Consider the following 19628-nt stretch of genomic DNA (forward strand, 5'->3'; position numbering starts at 1 on the left):
AGGGCCACGTTCTGGTCAGAATTTCGTAATTTTTTATCAAATTAAGGGGAAGTATTTTCCTTTTCATGTATGTATAATGTACTTAGTTCAAAGATAATCATTATATAAGGAGACATAAATGAATAGCACGGAAAAAAAATGGTGGAAGGAAGCTGTGGTTTATCAGATTTATCCACGAAGTTTCATGGACAGCAATGGGGACGGAATTGGAGATTTAAAAGGAATTATTGAAAAAATCCCCTATTTGAAAGAACTGGGCGTAAATGTAGTCTGGTTATCTCCCATTTATCAGTCCCCAAACGACGATAACGGCTATGACATCAGCGACTATCGCAGAATCATGGATGAATTTGGAACCATGGATGATTTTCAGCAGCTGCTGACGCTTTGTCATGAAGCTGGAATCAGACTGGTAATGGATCTGGTCGTCAATCATACTTCGGATGAGCATGCATGGTTTGCGGAAAGCCGTAAAGACAGAACCAATCCTTACCGCGACTACTATATCTGGCGGGATCCTGCTGATGGAAAAGCGCCCAATAACTGGGGTTCCTGCTTCGGAGGTTCTGCATGGCAGTTTGATGAACAGACCGGCCAGTATTATCTTCACTTTTTCTCAAAGAAACAACCAGATCTGAACTGGGAAAATGAAAACGTAAGAAATGCAGTTTATGACATGATGAAATGGTGGCTAGACAAAGGCGTAGACGGCTTCCGCATGGATGTGATCAGTCTGATTTCCAAAGACCAGGAATTCAAGGATGGAGAACCGGAGCTTACTGGCTACAGTAGTTTTAATGTATGTGCCAATGGTCCAAGGGTTCACGAATTTCTCCAGGAAATGCGGCGTAAGGTATTGTCCAAATACGACCTTCTCACAGTTGGTGAATGCACTGGTGGCACTTTGGAGGAGGCTAAGAAATACGCAAGCAGTGATGAAAAGGAACTGAACATGGCATTCCAGTTCGAGCACGTAACTCTTGATGCTGACACGAACAATAAATGGGGACTGAAGCCTCTGAACCTTGTAAAATTAAAAGAAATCATGACCAAATGGCAGGTTGGACTTGAAGGCAAAGCGTGGAACAGTCTGTTTTGGTGTAACCATGATCAGCCTCGAATGGTTTCCCGCTGGGGAAATGACAGAGAATACCGTGAAATTTCCGCAAAAATGCTTGCCACCTGCCTTCACATGATGCAAGGTACCCCTTATGTTTACCAGGGCGAAGAACTGGCTATGACAAATATGCCCTTTCAGGATCTTTCTGAATTCCGTGATCTGGACAGCATTAACGGCTACCACGAAATGGTGGAAGTAAAGAAGCTGATGACTTCCGAGGAGATGCTTACTTCTCTTCGCAAAAAAAGCCGTGACAATTCCCGAACTCCAATGCAGTGGGATGACAGCACCAATGCAGGCTTCTCCACCGGTACACCATGGATAAAAGTAAATCCAAATTATACGGAGATCAATGCCAGAGAGCAGCTCCAGAGACCGGATTCTGTTTTCCATTATTACCAGAAACTGATTCAGCTCCGTAAACAGCACGAGATCATTGTTTACGGAAAATATGAGCTTCTGGACGGTACAAATCCTGATGTATACGCCTACACCAGAGCTCTGGATAATGAGAAGCTGCTGATTGTATGCAACTTTACCAGCAAGGAACTAGACTACCCCATTCCGGAAATGTATAAAGACGGAAGCTGTCTGATTTCCAATTATCCAGACAATACCATTGGTAATAAGCTTCGTCCCTATGAGGCATATGTATTACATATAGAGCTTTAATTCTTTTCAGTAACTGTTCAGAAAACTGTATTACGCAAGGTGTTTTTGTGAACATTTTCAAATATTTCATAACTGCTGTGCATTGTCAAATATGCTCTGCAGCTTATTATACAAGGAGGAATCATTTATTATGGAAAAAAAATGGTGGCAGGATAAAGTAGCCTATCAGATTTATCCGAAAAGCTTTTATGACACAAACGGTGATGGAATCGGCGATCTGCCGGGAATTATTGAGAAACTGGATTATTTAAAGGAGCTGGGGGTTGACATTGTCTGGCTTTCCCCCTGCTATCGCTCCCCTCTTGCCGACCAGGGATACGATATTTCCGATTATTACGACATTGACCCGCGATTCGGAACTATGGAGGATATGGACCGCCTTATCGCAGAAGCAAAGAAGCGGGACATGTATATTGTCATGGATCTGGTTGTAAACCACTGCTCTGATGAGCACGAATGGTTTAAAAAAGCCTGTAAAGATCCGGATGGAAAATACGGCCGTTTCTTCTATTTAAGAGACAAAGAAGATGGTAAGCTTCCTACTAACTGGCGCTCCTATTTCGGAGGTTCGGTATGGGAGGATCTGCCTGGCACCAACAAACAGTACCTTCATGTTTTTCATAAAAAGCAGCCTGACCTGAACTGGGAAAATCCAGAGCTCCGTGAGGAAGTATATAAAAATATTAACTGGTGGCTGGACAAGGGTCTTGGCGGTTTCCGCATTGATGCTATCATTAATATCAAAAAAGCTCTTCCTATGCATGATTATGAGCCTGATCGTGAGGACGGACTCTGCAGCATTAATAAAATGCTGGAGGAAGCTTCCGGAATCGGAGAATTTCTTGGAGAAATGCGTGACCGCACCTTCAAGCCTCACGATGCTTTTTCCGTAGGTGAGGTTTTCAACGCAAAAGACGAAGAGCTCCCGGATTTTATTGGAAACAATGGTTATTTTTCTTCTATGTTCGACTTTAACGAAACCATTTTCGGAGGTTCTGAAAAAGGCTGGTACGATTGCAAAGAAATCACACCTGACGACTACAGCGCTGCTGTTTTGAGACACAGGCCAAAATGGGGGATTTCGGATTCGTTTCCAATATTATCGAGAATCATGACGAGCCTCGCGGTGTCAGTCACTATATTCCAGAAGGTGATTGCTGTGACACAAGCAAAAAAATGCTGGCAGCATTGAATTTCATGCTTCGTGGACTTCCCTTTATTTATCAGGGACAGGAGCTTGGCATGGAAAATATCCCGTTCAAATCAATTGACGAGGTAGATGATATTTCAACTCTGGATGAATATAAAGTTGCACTTGACGCCGGACTTACCCCGGAAGCAGCTTTGAAAGCTGTTGCCCGCCGCAGCCGTGACAATGCCCGTACCCCCATGCAGTGGACTGGTGAGGAAAATGCTGGATTTACAGCTGGTACACCGTGGCTTCGGGTAAATTCCAATTATACCGCAATTAATGTGGAAAAAGAGACGATTGATCCAAATTCCGTACTTAATTTCTATAAGAAACTGATCGCTCTTCGCAAGGATCCGGAATATAAAGAAACCGTTGTGTATGGTGCTCTGGAGCCATTTATGGAAGACCGGCATAATTTAATGGCATACTACCGTAAAGGAGATAAAACTTTGCTTGTGGTTGGCAATTATCAGTGGGATGAGCAGGAAATTACACTTCCATCAGAATGCAAAAAGGTGCTGATCAATAACTACCCGGATATGGTTCTGGATGGAAATTCAGTTAAGCTGCATGGATATCAGGTGCTGGTTGTGGAGTTAGCGTAAACGATTTTCACGCTTGGTATTTATTGTATTCCAACACCTTATTGACATTTTTTCCCATTATTACTATAATAACAAAAGAACAGGGGAGCTTGTACACAGGCTGAGAGGAAATTGTGAATTTCGACCCTTTTACCTGATGCGGATAATGCCGCCGTAGGAAGTCATCATGGGTTTGATTTTTTTCGGAGACACCTCATTGGGGTGTCTCTTTTTTCATATGGCAGCAATGCAGCGTTCGGCTGGGGGCACCACTTTCGGACGCTATATAAAATTAATGCATACATAACAACAGTGCCGGTTTGTAAAAAGATTTTTTCACGTTATAACTCATAACTCGTGGAAACTGCTTCAAACAAGGCCAAGAGAAAGGAAGAAAATTATGAGAACAGCATTAACAATCGCTGGAAGTGACTCCAGCGGAGGCGCCGGTATCCAGGCTGATATCAAGACAATGATCAGCAATGGAGTATATGCCATGAGTGCGATTACCGCACTTACCGCACAGAATACTACCGGTGTAACAGGTATTATGGAAGCAACGCCAGAATTTCTGGCCGACCAGCTGGATAATATTTTTACAGATATTTATCCGGATGCAGTGAAGATTGGAATGGTATCTTCCAGCGCATTGATTGAAACCATTGCGAAAAAACTTCGCCAGTATAAAGCAAAGAACATTGTAGTAGACCCGGTTATGGTCGCTACAAGCGGAGCCAAGCTGATCAATGATGAAGCCATTGAAGCTCTTAAAAGTCAGCTTCTTCCAATGGCCACAGTCCTGACACCGAATATTCCGGAGGCAGAGGTTCTGTCCGGAATGAAAATAGAAACTGCCGAGGATATGATCAAAGCCGCTGCTGCCATCGGGGAGAAATACAGCTGTGCAGTGCTTTGCAAGGGTGGTCATCAGCTGAATGACGCCAATGACCTTCTGTGGCGCGAAGGCAATTACAAATGGTTCCAGGGAAAGCGGATCAACAATCCTAACACTCACGGAACAGGATGTACGTTATCCAGTGCCATTGCTTCTAATCTGGCAAAGGGATTTGACCTGGATACTTCCGTGGAGAGGGCAAAGAAATATATTTCCGGAGCACTTGCTGCTATGCTGGATCTTGGAAAAGGCAGTGGTCCTATGGATCACGGATTTGCAATAAAAAATGAATTCACACTGTCACATGACGAGATTACGGCAGAAGCCGCTGATAAGGAGGCAAAATAACATGACTGAAAAACGTACTTCCATTTTTGAAAACGGCCTGATCTGGTTTGGCGCTGGTGTTTCCCTGGCGGAAATCCTCACCGGAACCTATTTTGCCTCACTTGGCTTTGGAAAAGGTCTTCTTGCCATTATCATCGGACATATTATTGGCTGTACCATGCTTTTCCTCGCCGGAGTGATCGGCGGAAAAACACGCCGCAGTGCAATGGAAACCGTAAAAATGAGCTTTGGGGAAAAAGGCGGGATTTTCTTCTCCTTCCTGAACGTACTTCAGCTGGTTGGCTGGACTGCCATTATGATCTACGACGGAGCTCTGGCCGCAAACGGTGTGTTACATACCGGAAGCTGGGTATGGTGTCTGGTAATCGGTGCACTGATCGTACTGTGGATTTTTATCGGCATCACAAACCTTGGAAAAATCAACACCATCGCTATGGCAGCACTTTTTATCCTCACACTGGTACTCTGCAAGCTCATCTTCTTTGATGGCGGGACTGCACTTGCCATTGGCGAGGAAGCCATGTCCTTTGGTGCTGCGGTTGAGCTTTCTGTTGCAATGCCACTGTCCTGGCTGCCGCTGATCAGTGATTATACCCGTGAGGCGAAGGAGCCAGTGAAAGCAACTGCTGTAAGCTCTATTGTTTACGGTCTTGTAAGCTGCTGGATGTATGTAATCGGTATGGGTGCAGCGATTTATACCGGTGAATCCGACATTGCTCAGATTATGGTGAAAGCCGGACTGGGAATTGCAGGTCTTCTGATCATTGTATTTTCCACTGTTACCACTACATTCCTGGATGCTTACTCCGCCGGAATTTCATCTGAATCTGTATTTTCCAAAATTAATGGAAAATATGCCGCAATTGCCGTAACCATCATCGGAACAATTGCTGCAATTGTATATCCAATGGACAACATTACCGATTTCCTGTACCTCATCGGTTCTGTATTTGCACCGATGATCGCCATTCAGATTGCAGACTTCTTCCTGCTGAAACGTGCTGACAGTCTGAGCGAATCGGTTGACATAACAAATGCGGTAATCTGGGTGATCGGATTCGTGCTGTACCGAATTTTAATGAGAATTGATATTCCTGTGGGAAATACACTGCCGGATATGGTGGTTACCATTCTCATTTGTATGATCGTGCGAAATGTTTTAAAGAGTAAAAAATAGACTTTCACTTTAGAGTGTATTGGATAAAAGGCTTTCTGCAAGATGTGCGTCGCAATTTGCAGGAATGATTTTTCAAACACGCTCTAGCTTTCGTATAAACACTACTCGGTTCAGGAAAGTGCCAGAGATGGGCTTTCTTATAAATCCAAAAAGGGGCTGCCATTTCCCGGCAGTCCCTTTCTGTTTATTTCTGTTTATTTTTGTTTATATCTGTTTATTCTTCTGTTTCTTCCAATGTTACTTCCACAACCGTATCCCGGGCATCTGGAAGCGGATAGCTGTCGCAGGTGTCAGCGTTGAGGAAGAAGAACTGATTCTGGGAGTATTCCTTCAGGTTCCAGTAATCCGTAAGCTTTACCTCGGAATTGTCGGAAAGACGGCGGAGTTTTTTGATCTTGCCGTGGATTCCGGTGAGAGGGATTGCTCCTGCCTGAGGTTCCATAATGTGGGCGTAGATCTTATTTCCGTTGCGGGTGTAACGGCCCCATTCCGGTTTATCGATTTCAGCATAGCCACAGCCGTAGATGCTCCTGGAGTTCTCGTCCATCCACTCTCCTACTTCTTCCAGAATCTTCACAGACTCCTTCGGAATACGGCCTTTTGCATCAGGCCCTACATTCAGGAGCAGGTTGCCGCCCTTGCTGACACACTCAACCAGCATGTGGATGACCATTTCAGCTGATTTATAATGACGGTCACTGGAAGAGTAGCCCCAATTGTTATTCAGGGTCAGGCAGGCTTCCCAGGGTACCGGATCACCCAGCTCATTGCGGATTCCTGCTGGTGGGATCATCTGCTCCGGAGATGCGAAATCGCCGGAATATTCGGTAGGATTTGCAGTAAGGATAGAACCGGAATCCTCAGCACTGCCCTCCAGACGGTTATCAATGATCAGCCAGGGCTGGATGGAACGCACCATGGAAATCAGCTCCTGGGCTTTCCATTTGTCGCACTTCATATCGCCGTAGGAGAAGTCGAACCACATCAGATCCAGCTTACCATAATTGGTAAGAAGCTCTTTGATCTGCCCAAACATAAATTCCAGATAGCGGTCGAAATCGCGGTTTTCATTGGAGCATTCCGGATGGTTGCGCATTGGATGGTGCATATCCCCATAGTGTGGGAAATCCGGGTGGCGCCAGTCTATAATAGAAAAATACAGACCTACTTTGATTCCTTCTGCACGGAATGCCTCCAGGAACTCTTTTACCAGGTCTTTGTGGCAGGCTGCGTTCATGGAGTTGTAGTCAGTAAGTTTGGTGTCAAAAAGGCAAAAGCCGTCGTGGTGTTTGGCTGTGAGCACAGCATATTTCATGCCCGCCTTTTTCGCAAGACGCGCCCACTCTCTTGGGTTGTAATTCTCAGCTGTGAACTCTTCTGTGAGATGGCAGTAGTCCTCATGTGGAATCTGCTCCATGCTGCGCACCCATTCTCCTCTGGCAGGGATTGCATAAAGTCCCCAGTGAATAAACATGCCGAAACGGGCGTCACGGTACCATTCGGTACGTTTTGTTCTTTCTTCGATTACTTTGTTCATTTTATAATGTCCTTTCCTGTAACATTAGGCAAAATACTTTTCCAGTTCTCTCTTCATATCCTCTGGAATTTCCCGTTCAAAGGAAAGTTCTGGCTCGTTTGCCACCCATGCAGCTGCTGTGCAGAGAGTTTTCGCCCCTTCTTCCAGTGCGCGAGGAGATATATATTCTACTGTATCGTGTCTTGTATGCATGCCAAAGCCGTCACGGTTTAAGGTAAGCGCTGGCACACCTTTCCATGCGAAAGTATTGGAATCGCTGGCCCAGACCTGATTTTTGATGGTAACACCCAGCTGATTTTCTTCCATGAGGTTTTTCAGTTCTGCACAGACAGTCGGATCTGCAGTTACTCCCAGAACGTTTCCTCCCAGGAGCTGCCCTGCCAGGTCTACATTCAGATTAAACACATGGCTGCTCATTTCTCCTTCATGGGATTTCACATAATTCTGGCTTCCAACCAGACCTTTTTCCTCGGAGCCAAACCAGATGAACTCCATAGTTCTGGCTGGTCTGTGCTCTGCGAAATGATGAAAAGCTTCCATCACCATGCTCCGCCGGACATATTGTCATATGCACCAGGGCCTTCCGGAACAGAATCATAATGAGCCGTTACCGTAACGATTTCTTCTGGAAAATCAGTTCCCAGAATGCGTACTGCCACATTGGCGGAATTGCGGGAAATCTCGCTCTGCTGAATGTTCAGGCAGCACTTGGATGCCTGTTTCTCCACGATTTCCACTGCATCCAGATAATGGATAGATGCGCCTGGAAGATCACCTGCCTTGCGGCGGTACTGGGTTGGAATCCGGTCTTCCCCCTGATCCAGCGGCGTGCCGCATACGGTTACAAAGCCAAGTGCACCTGCTGCTTTTATTTTATTTATCATATCTTCACGAATAGGATCGCAGACCAGCACAACTGCCCCTTTTGCCTTGGAAAGACTGATGTCGTCTCCTTTTCCCACGAAGAGAAATGGTGCTGTGATGCCCTCTTCCAGGGTGCAGGCGCCATTCAGGTAGGCACGCACCGGATAAGCCTTCTTATAAGGCTGGCAGATTACCAGCTCTGCCTTTTTCTGCTGAAAATCCGGACACTGGAAAAATTCCATGCGGGGTGTCTGAATGTAGACAGACTTTCCCGTCTGGGCTGCTGCCTGCTCCGCTTCCTTCAAAATGTATTCAGCTGCTTTGTGCTCCCCCTTAGTGCCGGATTCACGGACGTATGCCGTGTCAGCTACAAACTGATACGCGCGTTGTCCATTTGGGTGAATTTCTGTGTATTTATTCATAATTTACTCCATTTAGAGATGGCTTCCGATTTACTCCTATTTAATGCGCTACATTCAGAGGCCTTGCAATTTTCCTTATTATGCCTTGCTGCGCACCTCTAGAGCACAAAGAAAACCATCTCTATATTTCTTAGAAATTCTACTATATACTTCAAAAACTACTATATCTTCTTTTAAATGCGATTTATACTTCCGGCACTTCTTCCATAATACGGATCAACATATCGCCAGTTCCAACATTATAGCCGCTGGTTGCATAAATCCCTACAGACTCGCCATTAGTTACCAGAATTAGCGGAAGCTTGTCTGGATCAACGTACATTCTTCTTCCCAGAAGTTCAATGTTTTCTTCAAAGGAATCGTAATAGATGGAAACATTCGGGAACATCTTCAGCACTTTTGCCAGAAGAGGATCCTGCTTGGCTTCCGGAGTACGAATCATGAAGGAGATGGAATTTTCAAATTCGTGGAATTTTTCTGCATGTTCCAGCATTTCATTCAAAATATGTTCCGTAGGCTCCCGGCTCTCTTCCAGCCACATGAGAATTTTCTTGCCGCCTTTGGTTAACTCAGCGCAGGTTACTGTGTTTTCGGCAGAATCTTTTACTTCAAACTCCGGAAGGGAAATACGCTCCAGCATATCGCCAAGCTGAGCTTCGCGGAGACGCAAGGTTTCTTCTCTCTGTCCGCCTTCTTTTATCGTAAATGTTTTCTCCCATACAAACTGATTTCCGTTAGGAAGACGGTTGGTGGTGATAATCCGGTAGATTCCTGGAATCAATGCAAGTTCCAGAGTATCCCCCTTCCAGCTTCTGCCTGTAAGATTCAGGGAAACAAATTCATTTCCAACCAGACGTCCCATTGTCCAGTTCTGATAGTAGTTCCATACAGCATCAGCCTCTTTTTTCAGTGTGAGAACTGCGCCACCCTTCTGCTGTTTCAAAACGGACACAAACTGGTCTTTTACCCAATATTCCATTACCTTATTATCTGGATTCAATCTTGCCGGAATTCCCAGTGTACGGGCGATTGCCACAAAAAGTACCTTCTTGGAACGCTCGGTACCAATTCCAGATACCAGACATTCGTATGGAGTTTCCATTACGGTCTCGCGCTCGTTATCCGGGTAGGCAGTGATGTGCACCTGGATATAATTCCAGATTTCTGCCGGATTTGTGCGGAAAGCGGCTTTCTGCTCTTCTGTGAAAAAGGAGAGAATGCCTTTTCGGTATGGACGAAGAAGCTCGTCCTCCACACGGGGATTTAATACGTAATTGATATAGAGGTTATAGCCATTCTCAGCACCAGAAACGCCTGTATATGCCACAGATTTTTCAGTTTTACAATTCTTCTCGCCGCAAGCAGTGCCGTTAACATCCCAAACAAGATCTCGGTACTCCTTAGCATATATCTTTCCATATTCCAAATGCTCTTCCAGCACCCTGCAAACACAGTCTGTATGATCCTTCTCTGAAAGCACATCCACTATTGCCTGACGAAGTTCCTTCTCATCGCCTCCTGCAAGAAAAGCAGTCAGCTCCGGATTTACCCAATTTTCTTTCTTCTCCTTGCGAATCTTGTTTGCTTCATTCAGTCGTCTGGTTCCTTCTGCCTTCTGCTCCGGGGTAGGCATGTCCGGGTTCACCGGGGTATCAACTGGAGCGATCACATCTACTGCTCTCCAATCTTCTGCTTCCACAGCCTCACCAGTAAGAGTCAGGGAAATCTCATCCTGCGCTCTGGTATCCAGATCTGCCTGTGCAAAGCCTTCCATCCCCGGAAGGAATGCCAGAACTCTCACACTTCCCAAACCCGTCACTAAGGAAACTGTTCCCTTCTCGTCTGTCTCTGCCTTTGCAATAGGAAAATACTCTCCCATATTCAACACCAGAAACTGCACTTGAGCGCCCTTTACAGCCGCGCCCTCTTTATCTGTCACTTTTACAGAAACAGTTTTCACCCTGGCATAACGCGCAGTCTGGTTCAACATAACCGCTGCACCTTCTTTGCCGATCACATCCTCCCCTTCTGCCGGGAAAAGATCAAACAGGCGGGAATGCACCATCATTGCTCTGGAAGAAGCATTGGTAAACCACCCCTTATTCAGGATCATAAGCGGCTCACATGCGCCTGTGAAATACCATTTTCCGTCACACCAAAGCTCCACCCATGCGTGGTTGTCATCACAGTGGGACCACCTTGGCACATACACCTGCCGCGCCGGAATTCCCACACTGCGAAGTGCATTTACCAGAAAAACAGACTCCTCACCGCAGCGTCCGTAACCTCTTCGATATACCGTAAGTGCCGGAAGTGTACGGTCATCACCACTATGATAAGTAGCTTCCTCCGCACACCAGTAATTTACCTCAATTGCCGCATCTTTCGCATTTTTTCCTTCAATTCTATCCTTCAACTCATTCCAGAAAAAGCTTCGACAAGGAAGTACCTCTTCCTCATTCACCCTGTGATCCAGAATATAATTCAAAAACATCTCCTCCGGCAGCTCTTTCACCCTGTCCAGCGTATTATAAAGAAACAGCCCATGACTTGCGAAATCCTGAATCTCCTCAAAAGTATAATTCACAAGATCACTATAAGGCGCGGTCACATACAAATACTTCATTGCCAGCCCCAGATCTCTGCCGCATCCATCCAGCTTCTCACAAATCGTCTTCAGCGGCTCCCTGTCCGCCCCAAGCTTCTCTGTTAATTTCAAAAATTCTTCTTCAATCTTCCTCTGACTGTTCTGAAGAAACATCTATTCATCCTCCTACTTTAAATAGAAAAAACGCCCTTTCACGAAAAAATTGTTCTTTTTTTGTGAAAGAGCGTCCCAGCCTCAAAGCCTTGCTAAAACTTCCCGGGCCTTTTTCACCTCAGCCTCACTGGTGCGGAAAATCTCATACTCACTCAAAGAAGGCAGTCCCATACTCACGCCCTCTTTGCGGTACTTCATCTCACTGTCCAGCAAAACCTTGCCCGTCATATGATAATCTGTGATTCCGGTTTTCTCATAGATTGGAGCGATCACGTCTGCATTCACTCCTGCACCAGCCATAATGTGAATACGACCGGCACTCTTTTCCACCAGCTCTGCAAGCAGCGGCGATCCATCCACACAGTTATTCTTCTGTCCAGATGTGAGAATGGTATTAAAACCAAGAGAAATGACCTGCTCCAGTGCCTCCATTGGATCCCTGCACACGTCAAAAGCCCTGTGCAAAGTTACAGACATCCCCTTCGCTTCCTCCATAAGCTGTGCCAGATGCTCCACATCCAGGGAGCCATCCGGTCTTAGCATACCGATCACAACTCCCTGAGCACCCAGTTCCCGGAATCTTCTCACTTCTGAACGAATAATATCAAATTCATATTCAGTATAACAAAAATCCCCAAATCTTGGACGGATCAGTGCATGGATCTTAATATCACTATACCTGCGGATCTCGCGGAAAAGACTCTCTGATGGAGTTGTTCCTCCAATCACCACATTTCCGCAAAGCTCGATCCTGTCTGCTCCGCCTTTCTCAGCGGCAAGTACAGATTCCACAGAATCTGCACAAACCTCCAAAGTAAATTTGCTCATACCCTCTTTTTCCTTTCACCCAGCCTGATACTATCACATTGCAGCTATTGCAATACTTTGCATTCTGATAATTTCACAAATTATTCCCATGCCCGCCGGTCTTGTCACTTTGTTGCTGCATTCCCGAGCTGCCGTTTCTTAATAGAGCGTTACACCAAGGGAATCCAGCATATCCTGCACCGACTGATCCGGGAATTCATCTGTGATGATTCCGTCCAGTTCATCAAGCTGTGTAAATTTATAAGATTCATTAAAATAAAATTTCTCCCGCTCCATCACGGCATATTTATGACGGCTGCTTTCAATTGCAGCCTTCTTGGTCAATCCGTCCTCCACTCCAAGAGTCGTGACGGTGTGATCCATCATATCAATTCCGCAGCTTCCCATAAATGCCCGGTCAAAGCTGTACTGCCGGATCACCTGGATTGCTGCAGAACCAAGGAATCCATTTACTGTAGGATACATGATTCCACCGGTTCCAATGGCTGTGATCTTGGGATTTTGCGCAAGCAGCTGTAAAATATCGATCATGTTGCTCACTACGGTAAGCTGCATTTTCGATTTCGCAAGAAGCTTGGCAAGCTCAATATTGGTTGTGGATATATCAAGAAAAATCGCTTCCCGCTCCTTGATCAGCGTCATGGCCTTAGCCGCGATCACCATCTTCCTGTCCACATGATAATTTCTTCTGTCGATAACATCTCTTTCCAGCGGGTAATCCTGGGAAAGAATCGCACCACCGTAAGTTCTTTTTAATTTGCCGGCATTCTCAAGAGTTTTCAGATCTTTACGGATGCAGTCCTCTGTGACCTGGAACATTTCGCTCAGCTCCCTGGTCCGGACTTTTCCCTCTTCCCGAGGACTTTCTCGATGGCTATCTGCCGTTCCTCAATGAACATCCTTCTTCCTCCTGTTTTCTGCTGCCTTATTTATCAAAAGCCCATCTCCCGCTCTTTCAAGCGGTTAACATAACTTATATAGTACTATACATTTCATATAACAGACAGGCCTTTAGCTTTCCATTCTTTTGAATGGATACCAAATCTGCCTGTAAAATATTACTCTGCGCACTGGCTGCAGGCAACAAAATGTCCCGGTTTTACCTCAACAAGCTTCGGCTGGCTCTTATGGCAGCTATCCTTGCAAACAGGACAACGGCTGCAGAACTTACACTCCTCGCCAAGATCAATGGGGTTCGGAAGTGTACCCTCCAGCATGATTCTCTGACGGTTCTTCTCAATATCCGGATCCGGGATCGGGATTGCAGAAAGAAGAGCCTTGGTATAAGGATGCATTGGGTTCTCGAAAAGCTCCTCACTGTCAGCAAGCTCAACAAGAGATCCCAGGTACATAACACCAATACGGTCACTGATGTGCTTCACCATGGAAAGGTCGTGTGCAATAAACAGGTAAGTCAGCCCACGCTCTCTCTGAAGCTGCTCCAGAAGGTTGATAACCTGTGCCTGGATGGAAACGTCCAAAGCAGAAATGGGCTCATCGCATACAATAAAATCCGGATTACTGCAAGTGCACGTGCAATACCAACACGCTGGCGCTGTCCACCGGAAAACTCATGAGGGAAACGATCTGCGTGCTCTGCCTGAAGACCAACGGTTTCCAGAAGCTCAATGACCTTGGCATCACGTTCTTTTTTATTGGCAGCAAGACCATGAGCATCAATTCCCTCTGCTACAATATCCAGAATTTTTCTTCGCGGGTTCAGTGATGCATATGGATCCTGGAAAATCATCTGCATTCTTCTGCAAAGTTCATGTCTCTGCTTTGTATCCAGATTCTTGTCAATTTTCGTTCCATCGAAGGTTACCGTACCATCTGTAGGATCATACAGATGGATAACAGTTCTTCCGAAGGTAGATTTACCACATCCAGACTCTCCAACCAGACCAAGAGTCTCTCCTTTATAAATCTGAAGGGAAATGTCATCAACTGCTTTCAGGATCTTTTTATTTCCAACATTAAAGTATTTCTTCAGGTTCTTGACATCAAGAAGTACCTGCTTTTCATCATTTTTCATCAGAGTTTACCTCCTGTGCCATCTCGTCAAGCATCCAGCATGCTGACTTGTGATTCTTGCCGCAATCGGTATAATCCGGCATGTATTTCTGGCAGACGATCATTGTCTCCTTACATCTTGCCGCAAAAGGACATCCAACCGGAGGCTCCATAAGATCCGGAGGAGTTCCCGGAATTGCCTGAAGCTCACCGCCTTTTTCGTGTGCTTTTGGAATAGAACGAAGAAGGCCTTTTGTATATTCGTGACATGGGTTGTGGAAAATATCTTCCACATCTCCTGTCTCAACTAATTTTCCGCCATACATAACAGCAACACGGTCTGCAATATTTGCCACAACACCAAGGTTATGGGTAATGATGATAATGGATGTTTTGATCTTTTTCTGAAGATCGCGCATCAGATCCAGGATCTGTGCCTGGATCGTTACATCAAGAGCTGTGGTCGGCTCATCTGCGATCAGCACCTTGGGATCACATGCCAGTGCAATGGCGATGACAACTCGCTGTCTCATACCACCGGACAGCTGGTGTGGATACTGGTCGTAACGTGCCTCCGGATTGGAGATTCCAACCAGGGAAAGAAGCTCAATGGCTCTTGTCTTACGGTCGGCTTTACTCATCTCCTTGCGGTGCTCTTTCAGCATTTCCTCGATCTGTTTTCCAACCTTCATGGTCGGGTTCAGGGAAGTCATGGGATCCTGGAAGATCATGGCAATCTCGCTTCCGCGCACCTGCTGCATCTGACGCTCTGAATATTTGGTCAGATCATTTCCCTGGAACATTACGCTTCCTTCTACTACTTTTCCGTTCTTTGGGAGGATTCCCATAACACCTTTCATGGTAATGGATTTTCCGGAACCGGACTCTCCTACTACCGCAAGTGTCTCCTGCTCATTCAGGTAAAAATCCACGCCGCGCACAGCCTGGACAACGCCCTTGTGCGTCTTGATGTGGACTGTAAGATTCTTAACTTCTAATATTTTTCCCATAGCTGTACCTACTTTCTCATCTGCGGATCAAGGGCATCACGAAGTCCGTCGCCCAGAATACTGAAGCATACCATAATCAGTACGATAACAATTGCCGGGAAAATCAGTACATGTGGATACATTCGCAGTACCTGATAACCACCGTTGATCAATACACCAAGGGAAGCCTGCGGCTCTGCCAGACCAATACCAATGAAGCTTAAGAATGCCTCGGTAAAGATAGCGCTTGGGATTGTGAACATCACGTTGATTACGATAACGCTGACTGTGTTCGGGATCAGATCCTTCATAATAATGTTGAATTTGCTGGTTCCAAGAACCTGAGAAGCAAGTACGAATTCCTGATTCTTCAGTTTCAGGATCTCGGCACGAACCAGTCTGGCCATGTTTACCCATCCGGTAATGGAAAGTGCAGCGATAATAGTTCCTACACCAGCCGGGAATGCCATCAGGAAAAGGATTACAATGATAAGGCTTGGGATTCCAACCAGTACCTCAATAATACGCTGCATAACAGCGTCTACCTTTCCCCCGAAAAGAGCGGAAACAGCACCGTAAAGAACACCTACAACCAGATCCAGGATTGCAGCTACCAGTGCGATCATAAGGGAAATTCTGGTTCCCATCCAGGTACGTACCCACAGGTCACGTCCAAACTGGTCAGCACCAAAAATGTGTGCTGCGCTTGGAAGTCCATATACATTGTTATAATCAGTGTCTCTAAATGAATATTTACTGAAGATCGGTGCAAAAATGGCAAGCAGGATAATTCCGATCAAAATAAATAATGCTACAACTGCTGCCTTGTTTTTTTTCAGACGGATCCATGCGTCAGCCAGCATAGTGGAAGCAGGAGCTGCGATGTGCTCTTTTTCAGAGGCTTCTACTTTCGCTTTCTGATACATGCTGCGGTCAATTTTTGATTTGTCCACGATCAGCTCTCCTTTCCTTTGGCAAGACGAATTCTCGGATCAATAAGAGAATAAGCCAGGTCAACAAGCAGTACAATCAGCATATAGAATGCGGCATAGAAAATAGTAATACCCATGATCACCGGATAATCATTGGCCTTGATACAGTCTACGAAAAGGCTTCCGATACCAGGAATACTGAAAATGTTCTCTACAGCAAGAGATCCTGTCATAAGGTTTACTACGATTGGTCCTAAAATGGTTACAACCGGAAGGATGGAGTTGCGGACTGCATGACGCATAAGAACCTTCATCTGGCTCAGTCCCTTGGCTCTTGCAGTTACGATGTAATCCTGATCCAGTACATCCAGCATTTCGGTACGCATAAAACGGGCAACCATAGCTGTTGCACTGAACGAAAGCGCAATGGACGGCAATACGGAACAATTCCAGCCAGTCCAGAATCCAACCGGGAGAACGCCCCATTTCAGACCTATGTAATACTGAAGAAGGGCTGCGGCGACAAAGTTCGGCACCGAGACTCCAAGCACTGCCAATATCATAGTAAAGTAATCAATTCCGCTATTGTGCTTCCAGGCAGCCAGGATTCCTAAAATTAATCCGATTGCAAGTCCGATCAGTACTGCCTGGATACCAATCAGCGCAGATGGTCCGAGACGACCTGTGATAACCTTGGAAACGTCCTGGTTTACATAAGTAAAGGAAGTACCCAGGTCTCCTTTCAGCATGTTCTTAATATATTTCACATACTGCATTGGAAGAGAATCATTTAATCCATACATTTCCAGCACACGTTCCTGCTGCTGAGGTGTCATAATACTAAAACGCTCAGCATCAAAAGGTGTACCTGGAAGATTTTTCATCATGAAAAAGGTACAGGTTACAATTACCCACAAGGTAACCAGAATGTACCCTAATCGCTTTAATACATATTTCAGCATGACATCACCTTTTCTGTTACTGTGCACGTAGTGAACAGTACTCCTTTTCTTTCTGTGAAAAACAGACCGTATACCGGCTGTGTAAGCCACTGCTGTATACGGTCCGTTACCTATCCTTAAGGAATATTACTTGAATTTGAAGCAAACCTCTGAGATCTGTTTCGCTACCAGTTTATATCCAACAATCACCTGAATAAGAGATTATTCGAAGGAAGCGTACTTGAACTCAAGCGGAACACCGATCGGATGGCTGATCAGGTTCTTGACATTGGATTTTGTCAGAACAGCGGAACCTCTGTGGTATACAGGAGCAACAACTGCATCTTCCTCAACCAGCTTCTTCTCAGCTTTCAGCATGTCGTCAAGACGAGCTGCATCGTCTGTCTGAGTCTTGGCATCAGAAATCAGTGCATTGTAATCTGCATCGTTGTAATTTCCACGGTATGGAGTTCCGTTTGTCCACAGATCAAGGTATGTCATAGCGTCATCATAGTCAGCACCCCATGCTGTTACAGCAAACTGATAGTTGTTGGCATCCATCAGCTCTCCACGTCCCTGTACAGTCTTGGTATCAATTACTACGTTCAGACCAAGTGTTGTAACAAGCTCACTCTGGATAAATGTTGCAACGGATTTGGATACAGAGTCATCAGCTACAAGAAGAGTAACCTCTGAAGGTGCGCTTCCAAGCTCCTCAACTGCTTTGTCATAGTACTCTTTTGCCTGCTCCGGATCATATGGGGAAACATCTCCGTTCAGCTCACGGAATGTCTTCTCTCCATCACCGCTCATGCCGTCTGCTACAAGACCAAAACCTGGTGCAGAACCATCAGCAAGAATGTTATCTGTAAGAGCGCTTCTGTTCATAGCAAGAGAAATAGCTTTTCTCATGTTTACATTGCTCATTACGTCATCTGTAAGGTTGAACTGTACATAGCTTGTACGGAAGTCGATCTCCTGGGAGAATTCCGGATCATCCTTGTATGCTACTACGTTTGCAGAATCAAGTTTAACCTGGGAAAGCTCGCCAGCCTGATATGCGCTTAATGCAGCTGCAGCATCTTTGATTACACGAACCTGTGCATCTTCGATTGCTACGTTGTCTTTATCCCAGTAATTGTCGTTCTTAGCGAAAGTAACGCCTACAGCCGGATCATAATCTGTGATCACGTACGGTCCGCAGTAGAGCATGCTGTCTGGGGAAAGAGCGAAGTTTGTGCCCTGCTCTTCACAGAATGCTTCGTTAACCGGGAAGAACATATCCATTGTAGTAAGGTTCAGGAAGTATGGTGTCGGGCTCTTCAGCTGAACTTCCAGTGTCTGATCGTCAACAGCCTTAACGCCTACCTCAGAAGCCTCAACGCTTCCCTCATTATACTCCTGACCATTTACGATGTAGTCTGTCATAATGAAGCTGTAGCCGTTTGTTGCGTCTGCGCTCATCTGTTTCAGCCATGCATATACGAAATCTGCTGCTGTTACAGGCTCACCATTGCTCCACTGGATTCCGTCTCTTAAGTGGAAGGTGTATGTAAGCTTGTCATCGGATACCTCATAAGTATCGCAAAGAGCTGGCTGAGGCTGGTTGTTCTCGTCCATACGGAACAGTCCCTCTTCTGCCTGGTTCAGTACCAGGAATGCATTCTCCTCGGATGCAGCCCACGGTACCAGAGTCTTGATCTCGAAATCAGTAGCAACGCTGAGTGTCTCTCCCTCTGCAAATACTGCTGATGCACCTGTAACAGTCATGGTAAGTGCCATTCCAAGTGCTACTGCTGCTTTCATCATTTTCATAGTTTTTTCTCCTTTCTTATCCGTCCTTTATGCAGGTACGGTAGTAAGCCTTTGCCGTTCAGAGTTTAAATGGAGCTTTATAGTAAAAAAACATTTTCTATTTTGCAACTTAGTCACGATGTAGTTTCATGCGCCTTTGCATAAATAAAAAATGTTCTCTTTGCTCGCCTCTTTTTGGTAATTTTAGTATAGCAAAGTGTTGTAGTGTTGTCAATTGTTTTTTATTATTCTTTATTGCTTTTTATTGTTTAGAATTGGTTTTGTACGAATTATGTATTTATTTTGTACAAATTCTGCTTTTTCAAGGAAAAATAAGTAAAAAATATCGGATGCAGCTGGGTGCTTCAACTGTATCTGGCTTTCTGTTTTCCTCTTTAATGTGTTGAATGTGTTGAAAAGTTCTTCAGGAGGGGCGCATTTGGACAATATGTATTACTCACTCGCCGGCGCAACGCTCCAGCGAACTAATCGCTAACTGCGACTAATGCGTTCGGGAGAGCCCTCACGCATAAGTCTTCGTAAGCGCTGGATTTCGCTT

At 45.4% G+C, this 19628-nt stretch carries 13 protein-coding genes, 2 pseudogenes and 1 riboswitch; of the genes and pseudogenes, 4 read left to right on the top strand and 11 right to left on the bottom strand.

What is annotated here, in order from left to right; translation table 11 throughout:
- Positions 1 to 118 precede the first annotated feature (118 nt).
- The 4 genes and pseudogenes from DW904_RS20635 to cytX all read left to right on the top strand — a co-directional run bounded on the left by DW904_RS20635 (position 119) and on the right by cytX (position 5988).
- Entirely contained in the window at positions 119 to 1792 is a 1674-nt protein-coding gene (locus DW904_RS20635; RefSeq protein WP_118584027.1) for an alpha-glucosidase, read from the top strand.
- Between the two features lie 130 nt (positions 1793 to 1922).
- Positions 1923 to 3589 (top strand): annotated as a pseudogene (locus DW904_RS20640) (alpha-glucosidase).
- Between the two features lie 71 nt (positions 3590 to 3660).
- Positions 3661 to 3766: riboswitch (TPP riboswitch) on the top strand.
- Between the two features lie 202 nt (positions 3767 to 3968).
- Positions 3969 to 4811, top strand: a complete 843-nt coding sequence (gene thiD, locus DW904_RS20645; protein WP_118584028.1) for a bifunctional hydroxymethylpyrimidine kinase/phosphomethylpyrimidine kinase — start codon at positions 3969 to 3971, stop codon at positions 4809 to 4811.
- A gap of 1 nt (position 4812) precedes the next feature.
- A complete protein-coding gene (gene cytX / locus DW904_RS20650) occupies positions 4813 to 5988 on the top strand; it encodes a putative hydroxymethylpyrimidine transporter CytX (RefSeq protein ID WP_118584029.1) in 1176 nt (391 codons plus the stop codon).
- A 214-nt stretch (positions 5989 to 6202) separates the two neighbouring features.
- Here the strand turns inward: cytX and DW904_RS20655 are convergent, their stop codons facing one another.
- The 11 genes and pseudogenes from DW904_RS20655 to DW904_RS20700 all read right to left on the bottom strand — a co-directional run bounded on the left by DW904_RS20655 (position 6203) and on the right by DW904_RS20700 (position 19090).
- Positions 6203 to 7525 (bottom strand): alpha-L-fucosidase, encoded by a 1323-nt coding sequence (locus DW904_RS20655; protein WP_118584030.1) that lies wholly within the window; start codon positions 7523 to 7525, stop codon positions 6203 to 6205.
- A gap of 24 nt (positions 7526 to 7549) precedes the next feature.
- Positions 7550 to 8065 carry a M28 family peptidase gene (locus tag DW904_RS24705; RefSeq protein ID WP_279254412.1) on the bottom strand — a complete coding sequence of 172 codons (516 nt, stop codon included), beginning with the start codon at positions 8063 to 8065 and terminating at the stop codon, positions 7550 to 7552.
- Positions 8065 to 8811: a M28 family peptidase gene (locus DW904_RS24710; RefSeq protein ID WP_279254413.1), complete on the bottom strand. Its 747-nt coding sequence runs from the start codon at positions 8809 to 8811 to the stop codon at positions 8065 to 8067. Before DW904_RS24710 ends, DW904_RS24705 begins: the two co-directional genes overlap by 1 nt.
- Before the next feature lie 184 nt (positions 8812 to 8995).
- A complete protein-coding gene (locus tag DW904_RS20665; RefSeq protein ID WP_118584031.1) occupies positions 8996 to 11572 on the bottom strand; it encodes a transglutaminase domain-containing protein in 2577 nt (858 codons plus the stop codon).
- Positions 11573 to 11653: 81 nt separating this feature from the next.
- Complete coding sequence (locus tag DW904_RS20670; RefSeq protein WP_118584032.1) at positions 11654 to 12400, bottom strand: copper homeostasis protein CutC; 747 nt, start codon at positions 12398 to 12400, stop codon at positions 11654 to 11656.
- 138 nt (positions 12401 to 12538) lie between these two features.
- Positions 12539 to 13219, bottom strand: a complete 681-nt coding sequence (locus DW904_RS20675; protein WP_243110517.1) for a DeoR/GlpR family DNA-binding transcription regulator — start codon at positions 13217 to 13219, stop codon at positions 12539 to 12541.
- 239 nt (positions 13220 to 13458) lie between these two features.
- Positions 13459 to 14435, bottom strand: a pseudogene (locus tag DW904_RS20680) (oligopeptide/dipeptide ABC transporter ATP-binding protein).
- Positions 14425 to 15423, bottom strand: a complete 999-nt coding sequence (locus DW904_RS20685; protein ID WP_118584033.1) for an ABC transporter ATP-binding protein — start codon at positions 15421 to 15423, stop codon at positions 14425 to 14427. Before DW904_RS20685 ends, DW904_RS20680 begins: the two are co-directional and overlap by 11 nt.
- A gap of 8 nt (positions 15424 to 15431) precedes the next feature.
- A complete protein-coding gene (locus tag DW904_RS20690) occupies positions 15432 to 16355 on the bottom strand; it encodes an ABC transporter permease (RefSeq protein WP_226815283.1) in 924 nt (307 codons plus the stop codon).
- Positions 16356 to 16357: 2 nt separating this feature from the next.
- On the bottom strand, positions 16358 to 17323 hold the full coding sequence (locus tag DW904_RS20695; protein ID WP_226815284.1) for an ABC transporter permease: 966 nt from the start codon (positions 17321 to 17323) through the stop codon (positions 16358 to 16360).
- Between the two features lie 174 nt (positions 17324 to 17497).
- Positions 17498 to 19090 (bottom strand): peptide ABC transporter substrate-binding protein, encoded by a 1593-nt coding sequence (locus tag DW904_RS20700; RefSeq protein WP_226837875.1) that lies wholly within the window; start codon positions 19088 to 19090, stop codon positions 17498 to 17500.
- Positions 19091 to 19628: the final 538 nt, after the last annotated feature.

Origin of the sequence: Ruminococcus sp. AM42-11 (genome assembly GCF_003480145.1) — a bacterium.
GTDB lineage: Bacteria > Bacillota > Clostridia > Lachnospirales > Lachnospiraceae > Blautia_A > Blautia_A faecis.

What these genes read in the sequence shown, in the direction of transcription:
- DW904_RS20635 (WP_118584027.1), top strand. Translation starts at nt 119, where the DNA reads ATGAATAGCACGGAAAAAAAATGGTGGAAGGAAGCTGTGGTTTATCAG.
- thiD (WP_118584028.1), top strand. Translation starts at nt 3,969, where the DNA reads ATGAGAACAGCATTAACAATCGCTGGAAGTGACTCCAGCGGAGGCGCC.
- cytX (WP_118584029.1), top strand. Translation starts at nt 4,813, where the DNA reads ATGACTGAAAAACGTACTTCCATTTTTGAAAACGGCCTGATCTGGTTT.
- DW904_RS20655 (WP_118584030.1), bottom strand. Translation starts at nt 7,525, where the DNA reads ATGAACAAAGTAATCGAAGAAAGAACAAAACGTACCGAATGGTACCGT.
- DW904_RS24705 (WP_279254412.1), bottom strand. Translation starts at nt 8,065, where the DNA reads ATGGAAGCTTTTCATCATTTCGCAGAGCACAGACCAGCCAGAACTATG.
- DW904_RS24710 (WP_279254413.1), bottom strand. Translation starts at nt 8,811, where the DNA reads ATGAATAAATACACAGAAATTCACCCAAATGGACAACGCGCGTATCAG.
- DW904_RS20665 (WP_118584031.1), bottom strand. Translation starts at nt 11,572, where the DNA reads ATGTTTCTTCAGAACAGTCAGAGGAAGATTGAAGAAGAATTTTTGAAA.
- DW904_RS20670 (WP_118584032.1), bottom strand. Translation starts at nt 12,400, where the DNA reads ATGAGCAAATTTACTTTGGAGGTTTGTGCAGATTCTGTGGAATCTGTA.
- DW904_RS20675 (WP_243110517.1), bottom strand. Translation starts at nt 13,219, where the DNA reads ATGTTCCAGGTCACAGAGGACTGCATCCGTAAAGATCTGAAAACTCTT.
- DW904_RS20685 (WP_118584033.1), bottom strand. Translation starts at nt 15,423, where the DNA reads ATGGGAAAAATATTAGAAGTTAAGAATCTTACAGTCCACATCAAGACG.
- DW904_RS20700 (WP_226837875.1), bottom strand. Translation starts at nt 19,090, where the DNA reads ATGAAAATGATGAAAGCAGCAGTAGCACTTGGAATGGCACTTACCATG.